14 protein-coding genes are annotated in these 15,395 nt (G+C 70.9%); 10 read left to right on the plus strand and 4 right to left on the minus strand.

The window, feature by feature from the left end; all coding sequences use genetic code 11:
• Positions 1–21 precede the first annotated feature (21 nt).
• Positions 22–1,515 (minus strand): M28 family peptidase, encoded by a 1,494-nt coding sequence (locus tag FVE25_RS06725; protein WP_157245586.1) that lies wholly within the window; start codon positions 1,513–1,515, stop codon positions 22–24.
• A 241-nt stretch (positions 1,516–1,756) separates the two neighbouring features.
• On the opposite strand from FVE25_RS06725, the gene FVE25_RS06730 reads away from it, so the two are divergent.
• From FVE25_RS06730 to FVE25_RS06770, 9 genes are all read left to right on the plus strand, one after another.
• A complete protein-coding gene (locus tag FVE25_RS06730) occupies positions 1,757–3,298 on the plus strand; it encodes a peroxidase family protein (RefSeq protein WP_157245587.1) in 1,542 nt (513 codons plus the stop codon).
• Between the two features lie 64 nt (positions 3,299–3,362).
• Positions 3,363–4,478: a response regulator transcription factor gene (locus FVE25_RS06735; RefSeq protein WP_157245588.1), complete on the plus strand. Its 1,116-nt coding sequence runs from the start codon at positions 3,363–3,365 to the stop codon at positions 4,476–4,478.
• A 92-nt stretch (positions 4,479–4,570) separates the two neighbouring features.
• On the plus strand, positions 4,571–5,662 hold the full coding sequence (locus FVE25_RS06740; RefSeq protein ID WP_219825357.1) for an ABC transporter ATP-binding protein: 1,092 nt from the start codon (positions 4,571–4,573) through the stop codon (positions 5,660–5,662).
• Positions 5,655–6,758 (plus strand): ABC transporter ATP-binding protein, encoded by a 1,104-nt coding sequence (locus FVE25_RS06745; protein ID WP_157245590.1) that lies wholly within the window; start codon positions 5,655–5,657, stop codon positions 6,756–6,758. Before FVE25_RS06740 ends, FVE25_RS06745 begins: the two co-directional genes overlap by 8 nt.
• Complete coding sequence (locus FVE25_RS06750) at positions 6,755–7,804, plus strand: carbohydrate ABC transporter permease (RefSeq protein ID WP_219825358.1); 1,050 nt, start codon at positions 6,755–6,757, stop codon at positions 7,802–7,804. The genes FVE25_RS06745 and FVE25_RS06750 overlap by 4 nt, the downstream gene beginning before the upstream one ends.
• Complete coding sequence (locus FVE25_RS06755; RefSeq protein WP_157245591.1) at positions 7,801–8,607, plus strand: carbohydrate ABC transporter permease; 807 nt, start codon at positions 7,801–7,803, stop codon at positions 8,605–8,607. Before FVE25_RS06750 ends, FVE25_RS06755 begins: the two co-directional genes overlap by 4 nt.
• A gap of 4 nt (positions 8,608–8,611) precedes the next feature.
• Positions 8,612–8,887: a DUF2160 domain-containing protein gene (locus FVE25_RS06760; protein ID WP_219825359.1), complete on the plus strand. Its 276-nt coding sequence runs from the start codon at positions 8,612–8,614 to the stop codon at positions 8,885–8,887.
• A 22-nt stretch (positions 8,888–8,909) separates the two neighbouring features.
• On the plus strand, positions 8,910–10,673 hold the full coding sequence (locus FVE25_RS06765; RefSeq protein WP_219825360.1) for an ABC transporter substrate-binding protein: 1,764 nt from the start codon (positions 8,910–8,912) through the stop codon (positions 10,671–10,673).
• A gap of 155 nt (positions 10,674–10,828) precedes the next feature.
• Positions 10,829–11,923, plus strand: coding sequence for a WD40/YVTN/BNR-like repeat-containing protein (locus FVE25_RS06770; RefSeq protein ID WP_157245592.1), 1,095 nt, complete (start codon positions 10,829–10,831; stop codon positions 11,921–11,923).
• A gap of 199 nt (positions 11,924–12,122) precedes the next feature.
• Here FVE25_RS06770 and FVE25_RS06775 read toward each other — a convergent pair whose 3' ends face one another.
• Positions 12,123–12,884 carry a VOC family protein gene (locus FVE25_RS06775; RefSeq protein WP_157245593.1) on the minus strand — a complete coding sequence of 254 codons (762 nt, stop codon included), beginning with the start codon at positions 12,882–12,884 and terminating at the stop codon, positions 12,123–12,125.
• 92 nt (positions 12,885–12,976) lie between these two features.
• Here FVE25_RS06775 and FVE25_RS06780 point away from each other — a divergent pair, with 92 nt between their 5' ends.
• Positions 12,977–13,600: an alpha-ketoglutarate-dependent dioxygenase AlkB gene (locus tag FVE25_RS06780; RefSeq protein WP_157245594.1), complete on the plus strand. Its 624-nt coding sequence runs from the start codon at positions 12,977–12,979 to the stop codon at positions 13,598–13,600.
• Here FVE25_RS06780 and FVE25_RS06785 read toward each other — a convergent pair.
• Together FVE25_RS06785 and FVE25_RS06790 are read right to left on the minus strand one after the other, a co-directional pair.
• A complete protein-coding gene (locus FVE25_RS06785) occupies positions 13,566–14,792 on the minus strand; it encodes an MFS transporter (RefSeq protein WP_157245595.1) in 1,227 nt (408 codons plus the stop codon). The two genes, FVE25_RS06780 and FVE25_RS06785, sit on opposite strands and share 35 nt — an antisense overlap.
• A 25-nt stretch (positions 14,793–14,817) precedes the next feature.
• The gene (locus FVE25_RS06790) at positions 14,818–15,348 is read right to left on the minus strand and encodes a CGNR zinc finger domain-containing protein (RefSeq protein ID WP_246266737.1); all 531 of its coding nucleotides are present in this window, start codon (positions 15,346–15,348) and stop codon (positions 14,818–14,820) included.
• Between the last annotated feature and the right edge of the window lie 47 nt (positions 15,349–15,395).

The following is a 15,395-nucleotide window of genomic DNA, read 5'->3' on the forward strand; positions in this document are numbered from 1 at the left end:
GGGGCTGTGCCGTACCCGGGGCTATCGAAGGATCTTCACGTCGTCCACGCCCGCCTCGACGAGGCTGGCGCCGGAGGCGTCGGCGGCTTCGACCACGATGCGCACGCTCTGCCCGGCGAAGGCGGAGACGTTCACGGTGGCGGTGTTCCAGGCGCCGTTGCGGTTGGCTGCCGCGCCGAGTTGCTCGAAGACCGTGGCGGTGGTGGTGCCCGCGACCTTGATCCGGAGGTAGTCGGCGTTGCTGGCGTTGCTGCCGTGGGCCAGGTACCAGGCGAACGACAGCTGCACCGTGCCGCTGGGCAGCGTCACGGCGGGTGACTGCATCGAGGTGACGCCGCCGTCGATGTCGTGATCGCCGGCGGCCGCCCCGGCCAGCCGGCCGGTGACCAGGTCGTTGGCGCCGCTCGTGGTGGTGCCGAGCTGCTTGGCGCCGCTGGAGGTGGTGGCCTCGGGGTCGCCGCGCTCCCACAGGCCGGTGGTCGCGGTGCCGGACAGGCGGGTCCAGCCGCGGTCGGTCTCGAAGGTGTCCTCCCACACCACGGTCGGCGGTACGGCGGCGCCGATCGTCCACACGGCGTAGGCCACGGCGTCGGCGTTGCGGTTCAGGGCGTTGTCGTTGATGTTGGACGTGGTGTCGCAGGAGCGGTGGTAGCAGACGTCGAACGCCTGCCCGGCGGTGCCGCCCCAGAGCTGGGCCTGGGCGCTGGACTTGATGCCCTCGGCGCCGGTGAACGTGCCGCCGGCGGCGATGCCGCGGGAGATGAACGGCCCGTAGTCGGAGCGGCCGTCGAAGTCGGTGCCGCGCGTGGGGACGCCGATGGAGGCGAAGTAGTCCTGCAGGACGCGCTCCAGCTGGGCCGACCCGGCGGGGCCGGGGCCGGAGCCGGTGCCGTCGGAGTCGTCGCCGTCGTAGATGAAGTAGCCGGCGTTGGGCGAGCCGACCATGTCGAAGTTCAGATACGCCTTGATCCTGGCGCGTTCGGCGGCGGGCAGGTTGCTCACATAGAACGCCGAGCCGCGCAGCCCGAGCTCCTCAGCGCCCCACCAGGCGAAGCGCAGGTGCTTGGTGGGCTGCAGCGCCTGCCGGGAGACCTCCAGCGCGGTCTCCAGGACGGCCGCGCTGCCGGAGCCGTTGTCGTTGATGCCGGGACCGGCGGTGACGCTGTCGAGGTGGGCGCCGACCATGAGGATGTCGTCGGGGTTGCCGCCCGGCCAGTCGGCGATGACGTTGTAGCCGGTGGCGCCGTTGTAGGTGAAGGACTGGAGCGTGGTGGTGAATCCGGCGGCGTCCAGGCGGCCCTTGACGTAGTTGGCGGAGGCCAGGTAGCCGGGGCGGCCGTGGGCGCGGTTGCCGCCGTTGGCGGTGGCGATGCTCTGCAGTTGCGTCAGGTGGGCCTTGACGTTGGCCAGGGAGATGTCGGGCGGGGCGAGCGCGGCCGCGGGGGTCACGGCGTTCAGGCCGCCGGCTAAGACCAGGGCGAGCGTGGCGAGTACGGCGAGCAGACGTCTTCTCATGCCACTCCTCATGTCGGGGGGTGTGGTCCGGGGAGCCCGAAGATAACTCGACAAATGCGGATCTACCAGTCATTTCCCTAGGAAGACACCAAACCCCTTGGGGGCGTCTTTCTCCCCTGGGAGGGGGCGAAGCCCTTGGGAAAGCCGGTAGCCCCTAGGGCCATTGCGCCCGGTTCGGGCCAAGCACACAGTCCGACCAGCGAGCTTCCCGCCGAACCCCCCATGCACGAGGAGGAAGCTGATGCGCCGAGAACGGGAAACCACCGACAACCCCCTGACCTCTTCGTTCACAAGACGAGCCTTCATCGGCGGAGTCGGGGCCGGCGCGGCCATCGTCGCGCTCGACCTCGACGCCGCCTTCGCCGCCTCGGCCCGCGCCGAGGCGGAAGGCACCCTGGTCAACAACTTCGGCCGCGTGTTCAACCTGCCCGCGTTCGCCTCGGCGACGGCCCAGACCAGGGCCGCGTTAACCGAGATGGGCAAGCTTGGCGGCATCATGGACGCCAAGGACCCGCTCCACGAAGGCCCGATCCGGCTGATCACCAACCCGGAGCTCAGCCCGGGCAACCGCGACAACCCCTTCAACACCGCGGGGACGACCTTCCTCGGTCAGTTCCTCGACCACGACATGACCTTCGACAACCGCTCGCCCCTGGGCGTGCCGACCCGGCCGGAGATCTCCCCCAACGAGCGCACACCGGTCTTCGACCTGGACACGGTGTACGGCGGCGGCCCCACCGGCAGCCCGCAGCTCTACAACGCCGACCGGATCACGATGCGGGTCGAGAGCGGCGGCCAGTTCGAGGACCTGCCGCGCAACGCCAACGGCAGCGCGATCATCGGCGACGACCGCAACGACGAGAACATGATGATCTCCGGGCTTCATGTGGCCTTCCTGCTCTTCCACAACCGGGTCGTCGCACGGCTGCGCGAGCAGGGCACCCCGCCCAGCCAGCTGTTCGCCACGGCCCGCCGTACGGTGACCTGGCACTATCAGTGGATCATCCTGAACGAGTTCCTGCCACAGATCATCGGCCGGCCGCTCGTCGACCACATCCTCGCCTTCGGCCGCCAGTTCTACCGGCCGGCGGGGGCGCCGTTCATCCCGGTGGAGTTCCAGATCGCCTACCGCTTCGGCCACAGCATGATCCGGCCGTCGTATCGGGCGAACCTGGCCGGCGACAACGGCCAGCCGTTCTTCGGCTTCATCTTCGACCCGGTGGCCGAGGGCCAGGCCGACCCCGTCGACCTGCGCGGCGGCCGGCGGGCGCCGCGGCGCTTCATCGGCTGGCAGACGTTCTTCAACTTCAACGACGGCCAGCTGAGGCCGAACAAGCGCATGGACACCACGCTCTCCACGCCGCTGTTCCAGCTCCCCCTCTCCACGATCCCGAGCAACGACCCGCCGATCTCGCTGGCCACGCGCAACCTGCTGCGCCACCTGACCTGGTCGCTGCCCTCGGGCCAGCGCCTGGCCACCGCGATGGGCATCCCGCAGGTGGAGACCACCGAGCTGGAGCCCTTCGGCTTCGCCACCAACGCGCCGCTCTGGTACTACGTCCTCAAGGAAGGCAAGGATTTGGGCGACGGGGTCCAGCTGGTCGGGGTCGGGGCGCGGCTGATCGGCGAGGTCTTCATCGGGCTCCTGCAGAAGGATCCGAACTCCTACCTCACGGTCAATCCGAGCTGGGTGCCAACTCTGCCCAGCCGGTCCGCGGGCACCTTCACCATGGTTGACCTGCTGCGCTTCGCGCAAGTGGACCCGGCCAGCCGCGGACAGTGACTTCTGACAACTCGGGTAAGGGCGGTTTACAGACAAGAAAGGTTGTTTTTTGTACATTCGGTGTGTGGCCATACACGTGGCCGTGCACTCCGCCAACAGGCTGCAACGCGAAGCGCTCGCCACCGCCCTGACCGGACAGCCCGGCCTGAGCATGTCCGGACTCACCCAGTACCTCTCCGATCTCGAACGGCTGTGCCGGATCCGGCCAGTCGACGTCGCCGTCATCGACGTGGCCGGCGACTTCGAGGAGGTGATGGCCAAGCTCCCGGGATTACGCGGGCGTGGCCTCGTGCTCACCTACGCCAGCATGGACGTGCGTGACGTCGTGCGGGCGGTGAGCGCGGGCCTGGTGCTCGTGCCCTACTCCCGGGGGCTGGCCGCACTGCTCGAAGCCGTCGGCCGATGCCCGTTCGAGCCCCGCTCCCGCTCGATCCGCCCGGCCGTCCTGACGGACCGCGACCTGGAGATCCTCTCCCTGGCCGCCTCCGGGCACAGCGTGCAGGAGACCGCCCGCATGCTCGGCATCGCCCCCGCCACGGTCGAGAACCACATGCGCCGCATCTTCGCCAAGACCGAGGTGCACAACCGGGTCAACCTGGTCTCGCTGGCCGCCCGGCTCGGGCTGCTGTGGCGGGACGGCACGCAGCCGCGCCGGGTCCCGGTCGCCGCGGTCTTCGGCGGCCCCGGCAGTTGCCGCGACGCCGTCGTGGAGGTCCTCATCCGCCAGCGCATCCCCGTCTTCGTCGTCGGTGACCGCTGGACCCACGAGGACGACACGCTCATGGTCCGCCGCCCGCTCGTGGCGGTGATCATCGACGAGTCGGGGGCCTGGCACCACATGCAGTCGCTCGGCGCCCGGGTGGTCGTGGTCACCGAGACCGGGTTCGGTCAGGTGGTCAGCTCCCCCGAGCCCGACGCCGTGGTGCCCATCGGAGAGCTCGGCCGGGCCGTACACCCGGAAATGAGCAGGCGGGCGGCGGTGCGGTCGGCGATCACCGACCGCGAGTTGCAGATTTTGCGCTCCATCGCAACGGGACATTCTGTCCGGCAGACCGCCCAAGCTTTGGCGATTACCACGAAAACGGTGGAGAACATTCAGTCACGCCTGTTCAGCAAGCTAGATGTCCGAAATAGGGCCGAAGCACTGGCGGTGGGATACGAGCTGGGACTGCTTTCCTGAACCACCTGGCTGTTTGCGCAGAGTTGATGGCGATGTTAGATGGAAGTGCTCGTTGGTTCAGGACAGCCCACTCGCCTACCGCCGGAGGAAATGTGGCGCTGATACTTGATGGCGTCCGCGTACGGCAACGCGGTGAAGTGTGGCTCGACGACATCGACCTCGAACTCTCCAGCGGCCTGACGACCCTCATCGGGCCGCTGGCGGCAGGCAAGACCACGCTGATGCGGGTGATCGCGGGGCTGCACCGCCCGGACGCCGGGCGGGTCGTCGTCAACGGCGCCGACGTCACCGCCGTCCCGGTCCGCAAGCGGTCGGTGGCCTTCGTCTACCAGCAGTTCATCAACTACCCCTCGCTGAGCGTCTACGAGAACATCGCCTCGCCCCTGCGCCTGGCGGCCGGCTTCCCGCGCAAGGACGTCGACGGCCGGGTGCGCGAGGTCGCCGAGCTCATGGGCCTCGACGGCCTGCTGGAGCGCCGCCCCGACGAGCTCTCCGGCGGCCAGCAGCAGCGCACCGCGATCGCCCGCGCGCTTGCCCGCCCGGTCGACGTCCTGCTGCTGGACGAACCGCTCGCCAACCTCGACTACAAACTCCGCGAGCAGTTACGGGCCGACCTGAAGGCGATGTTCAGCGGCTCGCCGGGCGTCGTGCTGTACTCCACCTCCGATCCGGCCGAGGCGCTGAGCTTCGCCGCGCCGGCCGTCGTGCTGGGCGAGGGCCGGGTCCAGCACGCCGGCGACGTGGCCGCGATGTACGACCGGCCGCCGTCGCTGGCCGTGGCCGCCACGCTGTCCGACCCGCCGCTCAACCTGCTGCCCGGCGTCGTGGAGGACGGCCGCATCACCTGCCTGGGCGCCTCCCTGCCCGCGCCGGGCGCGCACGCCTCCGGCCTGCGGGTCGTGCTCGGCATCCGGCCGCACCAGGTCACCATCGCGCGGGCCGCGCCCGGCCAGCTGGCCTTCCCCGCCGAGATACGGCTGGCGGAGGTGACCGGCAGCCTGACCTTCCTGCACCTGCTGCTGCCGGACCGGCGCCATCTGGTGGCCCAGTTACCCGGCACGCAGGTGTTCACCCCGGGCGAGGCGGCCACCGCCTACGTGGACCCCGGGCACGTCCTGGTCTTCACCGAGCCCGGCGGCGAGTTGCTGGCCGGCTCCGCGGCGGAGGTCGATCTGCATGGCTGACATCCACCTGGACGACGTCGGCCACAGCTACGACGGCGGCCGCACCCACGCCCTGGCGCCCATGACCTGGACCTGGTCCGACGGCCGCGCCTACGCGCTGCTCGGGCCCAGCGGCTGCGGCAAGACGACGCTGCTCAACATCATCTCCGGCCTGCTGACCCCCTCCAGCGGGCGGGTGCACCTGGGCGGGCGCGACGTCACCGGGATCCCGCCCGCCGGGCGCAACATCGCGCAGGTCTTCCAGTTCCCGGTGCTCTATGAGGAGATGTCGGTCTACGACAACCTGGCCTTCCCGCTGCGCAACCGCCGCTACCCCAAGGCCGAGGTCGACCAGCGGGTCCGCACGGTCGCCCGGCTGCTCGGCCTGGAGGAGGTGCTCGGCCGCCGCTCCCGCCGCCTCGACCCCGGCCGCCAGCAGATCGTCAGCCTCGGGCGCGGGCTGGTCCGGCCCGAGGTGGCCGCGGTCCTGCTGGACGAGCCGCTGACCGTGATCGACCCGGCGCTGAAGTGGACGTTGCGCAGCAAGCTCAAGGAGATCCACCGCGACACCCGGCACACGCTCATCTACGTCACCCACGACCAGACCGAGGCGCTGACCTTCGCCGACGAGGTGGTCGTGCTGAAGGACGGCGCGATCGTGCAGAGCGGCGAGCCGGCCGAGCTGTTCCTGTCGCCCGCGCACGAGTTCGTCGGCCACTTCATCGGCTCACCCGGCATGAACGTGCTCGACGCCGCGATCGAGCGCGGCGTCGTGCGGGTGGGCGGCATCCCGGCCGGCCTCGCGATCGCCGACGACGACGCTCCGGCCGGTCGCCCCCTTTCCGATGGCCCGGTACGGCTGGGCGTGCGGCCCGAGTTCGTCAGGGTCGTCCCGGTCCCCCGCTCCCCCGGGCTGAGCGCGCAGGTGACCGGCGTGGACCGGATGGGTTCCTACCACCTCGTGCGCGCCAGGGCGGAGGGCGGCACGCTGGTCGCCAAGACCGAACCCGGCGGCCTCGCCGAAGGAACCGGGCACTTCCATTTCGAGCGGGCCTACCTCTTCCGGGACGAGGTCAGGTGCGGCACTCTCGCGGCTCTGGAAGGGACCGGCCCATGACCACCCGCGACGTCCCGGACGGCGCCGCCGGATCCCAGGTGCCGGGCTCCCAGGTAGCGGGCTCCCAGGTGGCCGGCTCGCAGGTGGCGGGCTCGCAGGTGGCGGGCTCGCAGGTGGCGGGCTCGCAGGTGGCGGGCGAGATCGTCGCGCCGCCCGCCGTACCGCCGGACGAGGCGCCGAGGGAGCTCAAGCCGAAGAACAACCGCGCCTGGTGGCTGGTGCTGCCGGTCGTGGTCTCGGTGGCCTTCACCGCGGTCATCCCGCTGATGACCGTGGTCAACTTCTCGGTGCAGGACGTCTTCACCCCGACCGACCGGATCTTCGTGGGGCTGGACTGGTTCCGGTCGGTCACGCGGGATCCGGAGGTGCGGGGGGCGTTCCTGCGCACGCTGCTGTTCTCGGCGCAGGTCCTGATCATCGAGATCCCGCTGGGCGTGCTGCTGGCGGTGTGCATGCCGCGGCGTGGCGCGTGGGTCTCGGTGGCGCTGGTCGTGGTGGCGCTGCCACTGCTCATCCCGTGGAACGTGGTCGGCACCATCTGGCAGATCTTCGCCCGCGGCGACATCGGGCTGGGCGGCTGGGTGATCAACAACGTGCTCGGGATCAACTTCAACTACACGCTCGACTCCACCGACGCCTGGATCACCGTCCTGGTCATGGACGTGTGGCACTGGACGCCGCTGGTGGCGCTGCTGGCCTACGCCGGGTTGCGCTCGATCCCCGAGCCGTACTTCCAGGCGGCGCAGATCGACGGGGCCTCGGCGTGGGCGACCTTCCGGCACGTGCAGCTGCCGCGGCTGCGCGGGGTGCTGACGATCGCGATCCTGCTGCGGTTCATGGACAGCTTCATGATCTACACCGAGCCGTTCGTGGTCACCGGCGGCGGGCCGGGCAACGCCACCTCCTTCCTCAGCATCCTGCTGTCGAAGATCGCGGTGGGGCAGTTCGACCTGGGGCCGGCCGGGGCGTTCTCGCTGTTGTACTTCCTCATCGTGCAGATCGCCTGCTACGTGTTCTTCACCGTGCTGACGAGGAGCGGGAGATGAGACGGCTGCCCTGGGCGCGGACGGTGTTCTGGCTGTACGCGGCGACGCTCATGCTGCCGCTGCTGTGGATGTTCGGCATGTCGATCCGGCCGAACGACGAGATCGTGGGCGCGTTCTCGCTCATTCCGCGGACGGTGACGCTGGAGAACTACCAGACGTTCTTCACCGACTCGGCGTGGTACTCGAGTTATCTGAACTCCATCGTTTACACCTCGTTGAACACAGTGTTCTCGCTGATCGTGGCGTTGCCCGCGGCGTACGCCTTCTCCCGGTTCCGCTTCGCCGGGGACAAGCACCTGTTCTTCTGGTTGCTGACGAACCGGATGGCGCCGCCGGCGGTCTTCCTGCTCCCCTTTTTCCAGATTTATCAGAGCGTGGGGTTGTTTGATACGCATCTGGGGGTGGCCATCGCGCACATGCTGTTCAACGTGCCGCTGGCCGTATGGATCCTCGAGGGCTTCATGTCCGGGATCCCCCGCGAGATCGACGAGACCGCCGCCATCGACGGCTATTCGCTGCCCCGCTTCTTCGTCAAGATCTTCCTGCCGATGATCCGCTCGGCCATCGGCGTCACCGCGTTCTTCTGCTTCATGTTCAGCTGGGTCGAACTGCTGATCGCGCGGACGATCACCTCCGTCAACGCCAAACCGATCGCCGCCACCATGACCCGCACCGTCAGCGCCGCCGGCATCGACTGGGGGCTGCTGGCCGCGGCCGGGGTGCTGACGATCATCCCGGGGGCGATCGTGATCTGGTTCGTGCGCAATTACATGGCTAAGGGCTTCGCGCTGGGGAGGGTGTGACCGCGTGCTGGAGTGGATGGTCTGGACGACGCCCACCGCCCTGGTCTTCGCCGGGCTGGCCCTGCTCCTGGTCGTCATGGCCGTCTGGGCGCGCCTGTCCCCGCCGGTGGCCCGGCGCGGCTTCCTGCGCATCGAGACCGACCGGGGCGACCGGCTCTACATCGGACTGATCAGCGCGGCGGTGGTGCTCGCCGGGTGGATCGCCCTCACCGACCTGTCGATGGTGCTCGCGCTCGCGTGCGCGCTCGCCGTCGCGGCGGTGATCGGGATTTGGGGTTGACTCTCTCGAGAGGAGTCGGACGTTGTCACGCACACTCAAGAGGCATGCGGCCTGGCTGAGCGTTCTCGCCCTGGTGCTGGCGGGATGTTCGACGGCGAGCAAGCCGGCCGGCGACTTCCGCGAAGAGGACGGCAGGGCCGCGGCCCGCACGTGGGTGGACAGCGAGTTCACGCCGTCGACGCTGGCCAAGGATCAGCAGCTGGCCGAGATGGAGTGGTTCATCAAGGCGGCCGCGCCGTACCGTGGGATGGAGATCAACGTGGTGTCGGAGACGATCACCACGCACGAGTACGAGTCTCAGAAGCTCGCCAAGGCATTCAGCGAGATCACCGGGATCCGCCTCAAGCACGACCTCATCCAGGAAGGCGACGTCGTCGAGAAGCTGCAGACCCAGATCCAGGGCAACCAGAACATCTACGACGCCTACGTCAACGACTCCGACCTCATCGGGACCCACGCGCGCGGCGACTACGTGGTGCCGCTGTCGGACTACATGGCCGGGGAGGGCAAGAACGTCACCTCGCCCACGCTGGACATCAAGGACTTCATCGGGATCAGCTTCACGACCGGGCCGGACAAGAAGATCTACCAGCTGCCCGACCAGCAGTTCGCGAACCTCTACTGGTTCCGCTACGACTGGTTCACCGATCCGGAGATCAAGAAGCAGTTCAAGGCGGCCTACGGGTACGACCTGGGGGTGCCGGTGAACTGGGCGGCTTATGAGGATATAGCCGACTTTTTCACGAACAAGGTCAACGGGAACGGGCAGATCGCCGGCAAGAAGGTGTACGGCCATATGGACTACGGCCGCAAGGACCCCTCGCTCGGCTGGCGTTTCACCGACTCCTGGCTCTCCATGGCCGGCAACGGCGACCCCGGCCTGCCCAACGGCCTGCCGGTGGACGACTGGGGCATCCGCGTCGAGAACTGCCGCCCCGTCGGCTCCTCGGTCACCCGCGGCGGCGACACCAACGGCCCCGCCGCCGTCTACGCGCTCACGAAGTACGTCGACTGGCTCAAGCGCTTCTCCCCCAAGGAAGCCGCCGGCATGAACTTCAGCGAATCCGGGCCCGTGCCCGCCCAGGGCAACATCGCCCAGCAGATCTTCTGGTACACCGCGTTCACCGCCGACCTGACCAAGCCCGGCCTCCCGGTCGTCAACGCCGACGGCACCCCCAAGTGGCGCATGGCCCCCAGCCCCCACGGGGCGTACTGGAAGGACGGCAACAAACTCGGCTACCAGGACGCCGGATCGTGGACGCTCCTGAAGAACACCCCCGCGGAGCGCCGGGCCGCCGCCTGGCTGTATGCCCAGTTCGTCACCTCGAAGACGGTTTCGCTGAAGAAGTCCATCACCGGGCTGACGTTCATCCGCGACTCGGACATCCGCAGCCAGTACTTCACGGAGAACGCGCCCAAGTACGGTGGGCTGATCGAGTTCTACCGCTCCCCGGCCCGCGTCCAGTGGACCCCCACCGGGACCAACGTGCCCGACTATCCCAAGCTCGCGCAGCTCTGGTGGCAGAACGTCGCCACCGCCGTCACCGGTGAGACCACCGCCCAGCAGTCCATGGACAACCTGGCCAAGCAGCAGGACGACATCCTGTCCCGGCTGGAGCGGCGCGGATACGGCGGCAACTGCGCCCCCAAACTGAACCCCGAGCAACCGGCCCAGCAATGGCTCGACCAGCCCGGCGCCCCCGCACCCAAACTGGCGGACGAACGCGGCAAGCCGGAAACCCTGGACTACGACAAGCTCCTCGCCCAGTGGAAGTCCGGCGACTGACCCGCGCTGCCGGTCCGCGGGCCCGGCCCGCGGACCGGCGGATGGACGGCCGGCTACCGGCACGACCGCGGACTGGCGGGTAGACGGCCGGCTACCGGCACGACCGCGGGCCGACGGGTGGACGGTGGATGATCGGCTCGCCTACGGTGCTCGGCATGAGGTTACGTATCGCGATCACGGCCGTAGCCGCGGCCTGCGCGCTGACCACCCCCCTGCCCGCCCAGGCCGACACCCCGGGCCTCGGCGACCTCACGGAAACCCGGCCGGCCGGAGGCGACCTCCTCCGCTGGGACCTCAAGGACACCGGCGTCACCGCCCGCCTGCGCGGCCTGGCGCCGGTCAGCCGGAACGTCGTCTGGGCCTCCGGCAGCGCCGGGACCGTGCTGAGGACCACCGACGCCGGCCGTACCTGGCAGAACGTCTCCCCGCCCGGCACCGCCACCCTGCAGTTCCGCGACATCGAGGCGTTCGGCCCCGACTCCGCCGTCGCGTTGTCGATCGGCGAGGGCACCGACTCGCGGGTGTACCGGACCGATGACGCCGGCCGTACCTGGGCCGAGACCTTCCGCAACGACGAGCCGCGCGCCTTCTACGACTGCATGGCCTTCTTCGACCGCCGTCACGGCCTGGCGATGAGCGACCCCGTGGACGGGAGGTTCCGCATCCTGTCGACCTCGGACGGCGGGCGCACCTGGGCCGTCCTCCCCAGCGCGGGCATGCCGGACGCTCTCCCGGGTGAGGCCGGGTTCGCAGCCAGCGGGCAGTGCCTGGTCACCTCGGGCGGCGGGGACGTCTGGCTGGCAAGCGGCGGCGCCGAGCGGGCGAGGGTCTTCCACTCCCGCGACCGCGGCCGCACCTGGACCGTCGCCGACACCCCGATCCCGGCCGGCGACCCGGCCCGTGGCGTCTTCGCCCTGGCCTTCCGCACCCCGCACCAGGGCATCGCGGTGGGCGGCGACTTCCGCGACGGCCAGCCCTCGCCGAACGCGGGCGCCTACTCCGGCGACGGCGGCGCCACCTGGCGCCCCTCCCGCACGCCCCCGCCCGCCTACCGCTCCGGCGTGACCCTCCTGCCCCTGGCCGCGATCGCCGTGGGCCCGACCGGCAGCGACATCTCCTTCACCGGCGGCCGGACCTGGCACACCTTCGACACCGGCTCCTTCGACACGGTCTCCTGCACGCGCGACCTGAGCTGCTGGGCCGCCGGCGAGCAGGGCCGCGTGGCCCGCCTCACCCTCACCCGCCCCTGACCCGGCCCCAAGCCGCCGCCCCAGCCCCGCCCTTCGCTCCATCCCGCACCGGCTCACCCCCGCACCCGGCCCCGGCATCACGCCCAAGAGACCGGCCTGCCCGGGATCACACCCAAGAGACCGGCCGGAGACGCGAGGCCGCTCAACCCGCGCCCCGGCCGGCCTCAGCCCCGGAAAGGGCGGATGCCGCCCGCGGCGGTCAGGACGAACTGGCCATGACGGCGAAGCGGGCCCCGTGCGGGTCGGCGACGGTGGCGAAGCGGCCGACGCCCTGCACCGTCTGGGCGGGCTCGAGCACGGCCCCGCCGAGCTCCTGTGCCCTGCCCACGGCCGCGTCGCAGTCGGGCACCTCGAAGTACGGCAGCCAGTGCGCCTGCCCCGAGGCCAGCGGGACGATTCCGGCCATGCTGTCGTTCTCGGCACCGGTGGCCGGGGTGATGACGGTGTAGGTCAGCTCACCCATCGCCATGTCCTCGGCCTGCCAGTCGAAGACCGACCGGTAGAAGCTCCGCCCGGCCGCCGCGTCGGGGGTGTAGAGCTCGGCCCAGCACAGGGAACCGGGCTCGGTGACGAGCTCCAGCCCCGTCAGCCGCCCCGGCTCCCAGATCGCGAACTGGGCGCCGGCGGGGTCGGAGTACTGCGCGATCCTGCCCTCGGGCCCGATCGCGCCCGGCGGCATGCGGACGGTGCCGCCGGCCTGCTCCACCGCCTTGGTGGTGGCGTCGGCGTCGGTGCTGCGGAAGTAGAGGATCCAGGCCGGGCTCGCGCCCGCCTCGGTGAGCGAGCCGACCGCGGCGACGGTCTTGCCGTCGTGCTGGAAGGCGCCGTAGTCGCCGCCGCCCGGCATCGTCTGGTGCCCCCATCCGAACAACCCGGTGTAGAAGGCGACGGTGGCGGGGACGTCCGGGCTTCCGTAGTCGATCCAGGCGGGAGTACCCGGCAGGAACGCGGTGGTCAGCATGGCGTGCTCCTTCGTTGGGATGGGGCGGCGACGTCGAGGCGACCCTACCGGGATTCGAACTCAATTTCTGGCCATCGACTAAACTCGAACACATGACTGTGGCATTCCAGGCTTCACTGCTGGACGTGGACGAGCCGTGCGCCCTCGGCCCGCTGACGCCCACGCGCACCACCTTGTCCCACGGCGCGTGGATCGACGTGCTGCCGGGCTGGCTCCGCGGCGCCGACGCGCTGTTCGACCGGCTCGTGACGGCGGTCCCGTGGAAGGCGGAGCGCCGCGTCATGTACGACCGGGTGGTGGACGTGCCCCGCCTGCTGAAGTTCTACGGCGAGCGCGACCCGCTCCCCGACCGGGTCCTGGACGACACCCGTTCGGCCCTGAACGCCCACTACGCCGGCGAGCTCGGCGAGCACTTCGTCACCGCGGGCCTGTGCCTCTACCGCGACGGCCGCGACAGCGTGGCCTGGCACGGCGACGACCTCGGCCGGGGCGGCCGCGAGGACACCATGGTCGCCATCCTGTCCCTCGGCACCCCGCGCAGCCTGCTGCTGCGCCCGCGCGGCGGCGGCCCCTCCATCCGCCGCGACCTCGGCCACGGCGACCTCATCGTGATGGGCGGCAGCTGCCAGCGCACCTGGGAGCACGCGGTCCCCAAGACCGCCCGGCCGTGCGGGCCGCGCGTCAGCGTGCAGTTCCGTCCGCGCGGGGTGCGCTGATCTCCCCGGTACGGCTCCGCCGCGGCGACAACCCCCAGTAGACCAGCACCGCCACGGCCTGCAGCCCCGCCCCGGCCAGGAGTGCCAGCGGCACCGAGTAGCCGGCCAGCGGCCCGGCCACCGCCGACCCGGCGGCGAACGAGGTGATCTTCAAGCTGGCGCCGGTGGTGAAGATCTGACTCCTCAGCCGGGCGGGGGCGTCGCGATGCCGTACCGTGAACAGGGCCGTGAGCTGCGGCCCCTCACCGACGCCCGCGATCGCCGCGCCCGCCACGGCGAGGGCGACGCCGTCGGCCAGCGCGGTCAGGCCGATCCCCGCTCCGAGCAGGGCCGTCGCCCACACGAGCGCGCCGTCGGGCCACCAGCCGCCCGTCGGGCGTACGGCGGGCGCCAGCCGGGCCAGCACCGCGTTGGCGGCCAGCGCGGTCGCGGCGGTCACGGCGAGGAGCAACGTCCCGTGGCCAGCGCCGCCCGCCAGCCGTTCGCCGAGCAGGGGCGTGCACACGACCAGCATGGCGATCCCGGCCATGGAGACCATCGAGGTGGCCGTGGCGCGGCGCAGCGGCACGCTCCCCGTGATCGCGCGCATCCCCGCGGCGAGTTCGGCCGCGATCGAGGGGCCGCCCGCCGCGCTCGTGCCGTCGCCGTGGCGGGCGGGGAGGGTCAGCGCGATGGGCAGCGAGGCGGCGATCAGCGCGGCGGCGACGATCACCGGCCAGGAGCCGCCGCCCAGGGTGGCGACCAGCCCGGCGAGCGCGGGCCCGAGGAGGGCGGCGACGTTGTAGGAGATCGAGTCGAGGGCGGTGGCGCGGGAAAGGAGCCCGGCGGGTACGGCCAGCGGTATCTGGGCCGTCCAGCCGCCGCTGAGCGCCGGGCCCAGCAGTCCGGCCAGGACGGCCAGGGCGATCACCAGCCCGTCGGGCGCCCTGCCGAGGAGGCCCAGGATCAGCATGAGGCCGCCCGAGTACCCGGCGAGGCACCAGGCCAGCAGGCGCCCCGGCCGCCGTGACCGGTCGAGCAGCACGCCGAGCACCGGCCCGCCCACGGAGGCCGACACGGTCAGCCCCGCCAGCAGCCATCCCGCCACCGCAGGGGACCCGCTGACGGCCAGACCTACGACGAGCAGGGCGGGTCCGGACATGTCATCGCCGGTCCGCGCTCCGGCCGCACCCGCCATGTAACGCCATAACATGAAAGAGACGTTACACCGCCCTGGGTCAGGTGTGGGTGGCGCGGTGGGCGGCGACGCGCTCGCGGGTGGCGCAGCGGGCGGTGCAGTAGCGGCGCGGGCTGCCCCCGCCCAGGTGGAGGAAGGGCCGGCCGCAGGAGGCGGAGGCGCACAGCCCGCCGGGCACGCGCTGGTGGTCGGCCAGGAGGACCGCGAAGGCCATCGCCGAGGAGGCCAGGAACCACTCGGCCCACGGGCCGTCGTCGGCACGGTCCACGTGAAGGTGCCAGGTGGTGGCGCCGCCGTGGTCGGTCAGCCGGGGCGGATGGGCGGCATCGGCCAGGATGGCGTTGAGCAGGAGCGCGGCCTTGGCCGGGGTCTCCGCCCCGAGAACCTCCACCAGGCCCGTGGCCGCCGAGCGCATCGCGCGCACGTCCGCCGGGGAAAGGCGCAGCGGTTCGCGTTCACCGTGGGCGCGCAGGACGCCGGCCACCGAGTCGGGGGTCGGCTCACCCCACAGGAGGGCTTCGCAGAGAGCTACCGCCCGTGCCGCCATCGCCTTGGTTGAGTGGACCTCCACCCTTGCAGCGTACGGCCCCGGACGGCGACGCCCGACGGGGTACGGCG

The organism is Nonomuraea typhae (assembly GCF_009760925.1).
Classification (GTDB): Bacteria; Actinomycetota; Actinomycetes; order Streptosporangiales; family Streptosporangiaceae; genus Nonomuraea; species Nonomuraea typhae.

Excerpts from the sequence above, each read along its gene's own strand:
- FVE25_RS06725 (WP_157245586.1), bottom strand. The coding sequence starts at position 1,515 with ATGAGAAGACGTCTGCTCGCCGTACTCGCCACGCTCGCCCTGGTCTTA.
- FVE25_RS06730 (WP_157245587.1), top strand. The coding sequence starts at position 1,757 with ATGCGCCGAGAACGGGAAACCACCGACAACCCCCTGACCTCTTCGTTC.
- FVE25_RS06745 (WP_157245590.1), top strand. The coding sequence starts at position 5,655 with ATGGCTGACATCCACCTGGACGACGTCGGCCACAGCTACGACGGCGGC.
- FVE25_RS06750 (WP_219825358.1), top strand. The coding sequence starts at position 6,755 with ATGACCACCCGCGACGTCCCGGACGGCGCCGCCGGATCCCAGGTGCCG.
- FVE25_RS06755 (WP_157245591.1), top strand. The coding sequence starts at position 7,801 with ATGAGACGGCTGCCCTGGGCGCGGACGGTGTTCTGGCTGTACGCGGCG.
- FVE25_RS06770 (WP_157245592.1), top strand. The coding sequence starts at position 10,829 with ATGAGGTTACGTATCGCGATCACGGCCGTAGCCGCGGCCTGCGCGCTG.
- FVE25_RS06775 (WP_157245593.1), bottom strand. The coding sequence starts at position 12,884 with ATGCTGACCACCGCGTTCCTGCCGGGTACTCCCGCCTGGATCGACTAC.
- FVE25_RS06780 (WP_157245594.1), top strand. The coding sequence starts at position 12,977 with ATGACTGTGGCATTCCAGGCTTCACTGCTGGACGTGGACGAGCCGTGC.
- FVE25_RS06785 (WP_157245595.1), bottom strand. The coding sequence starts at position 14,792 with ATGTTATGGCGTTACATGGCGGGTGCGGCCGGAGCGCGGACCGGCGAT.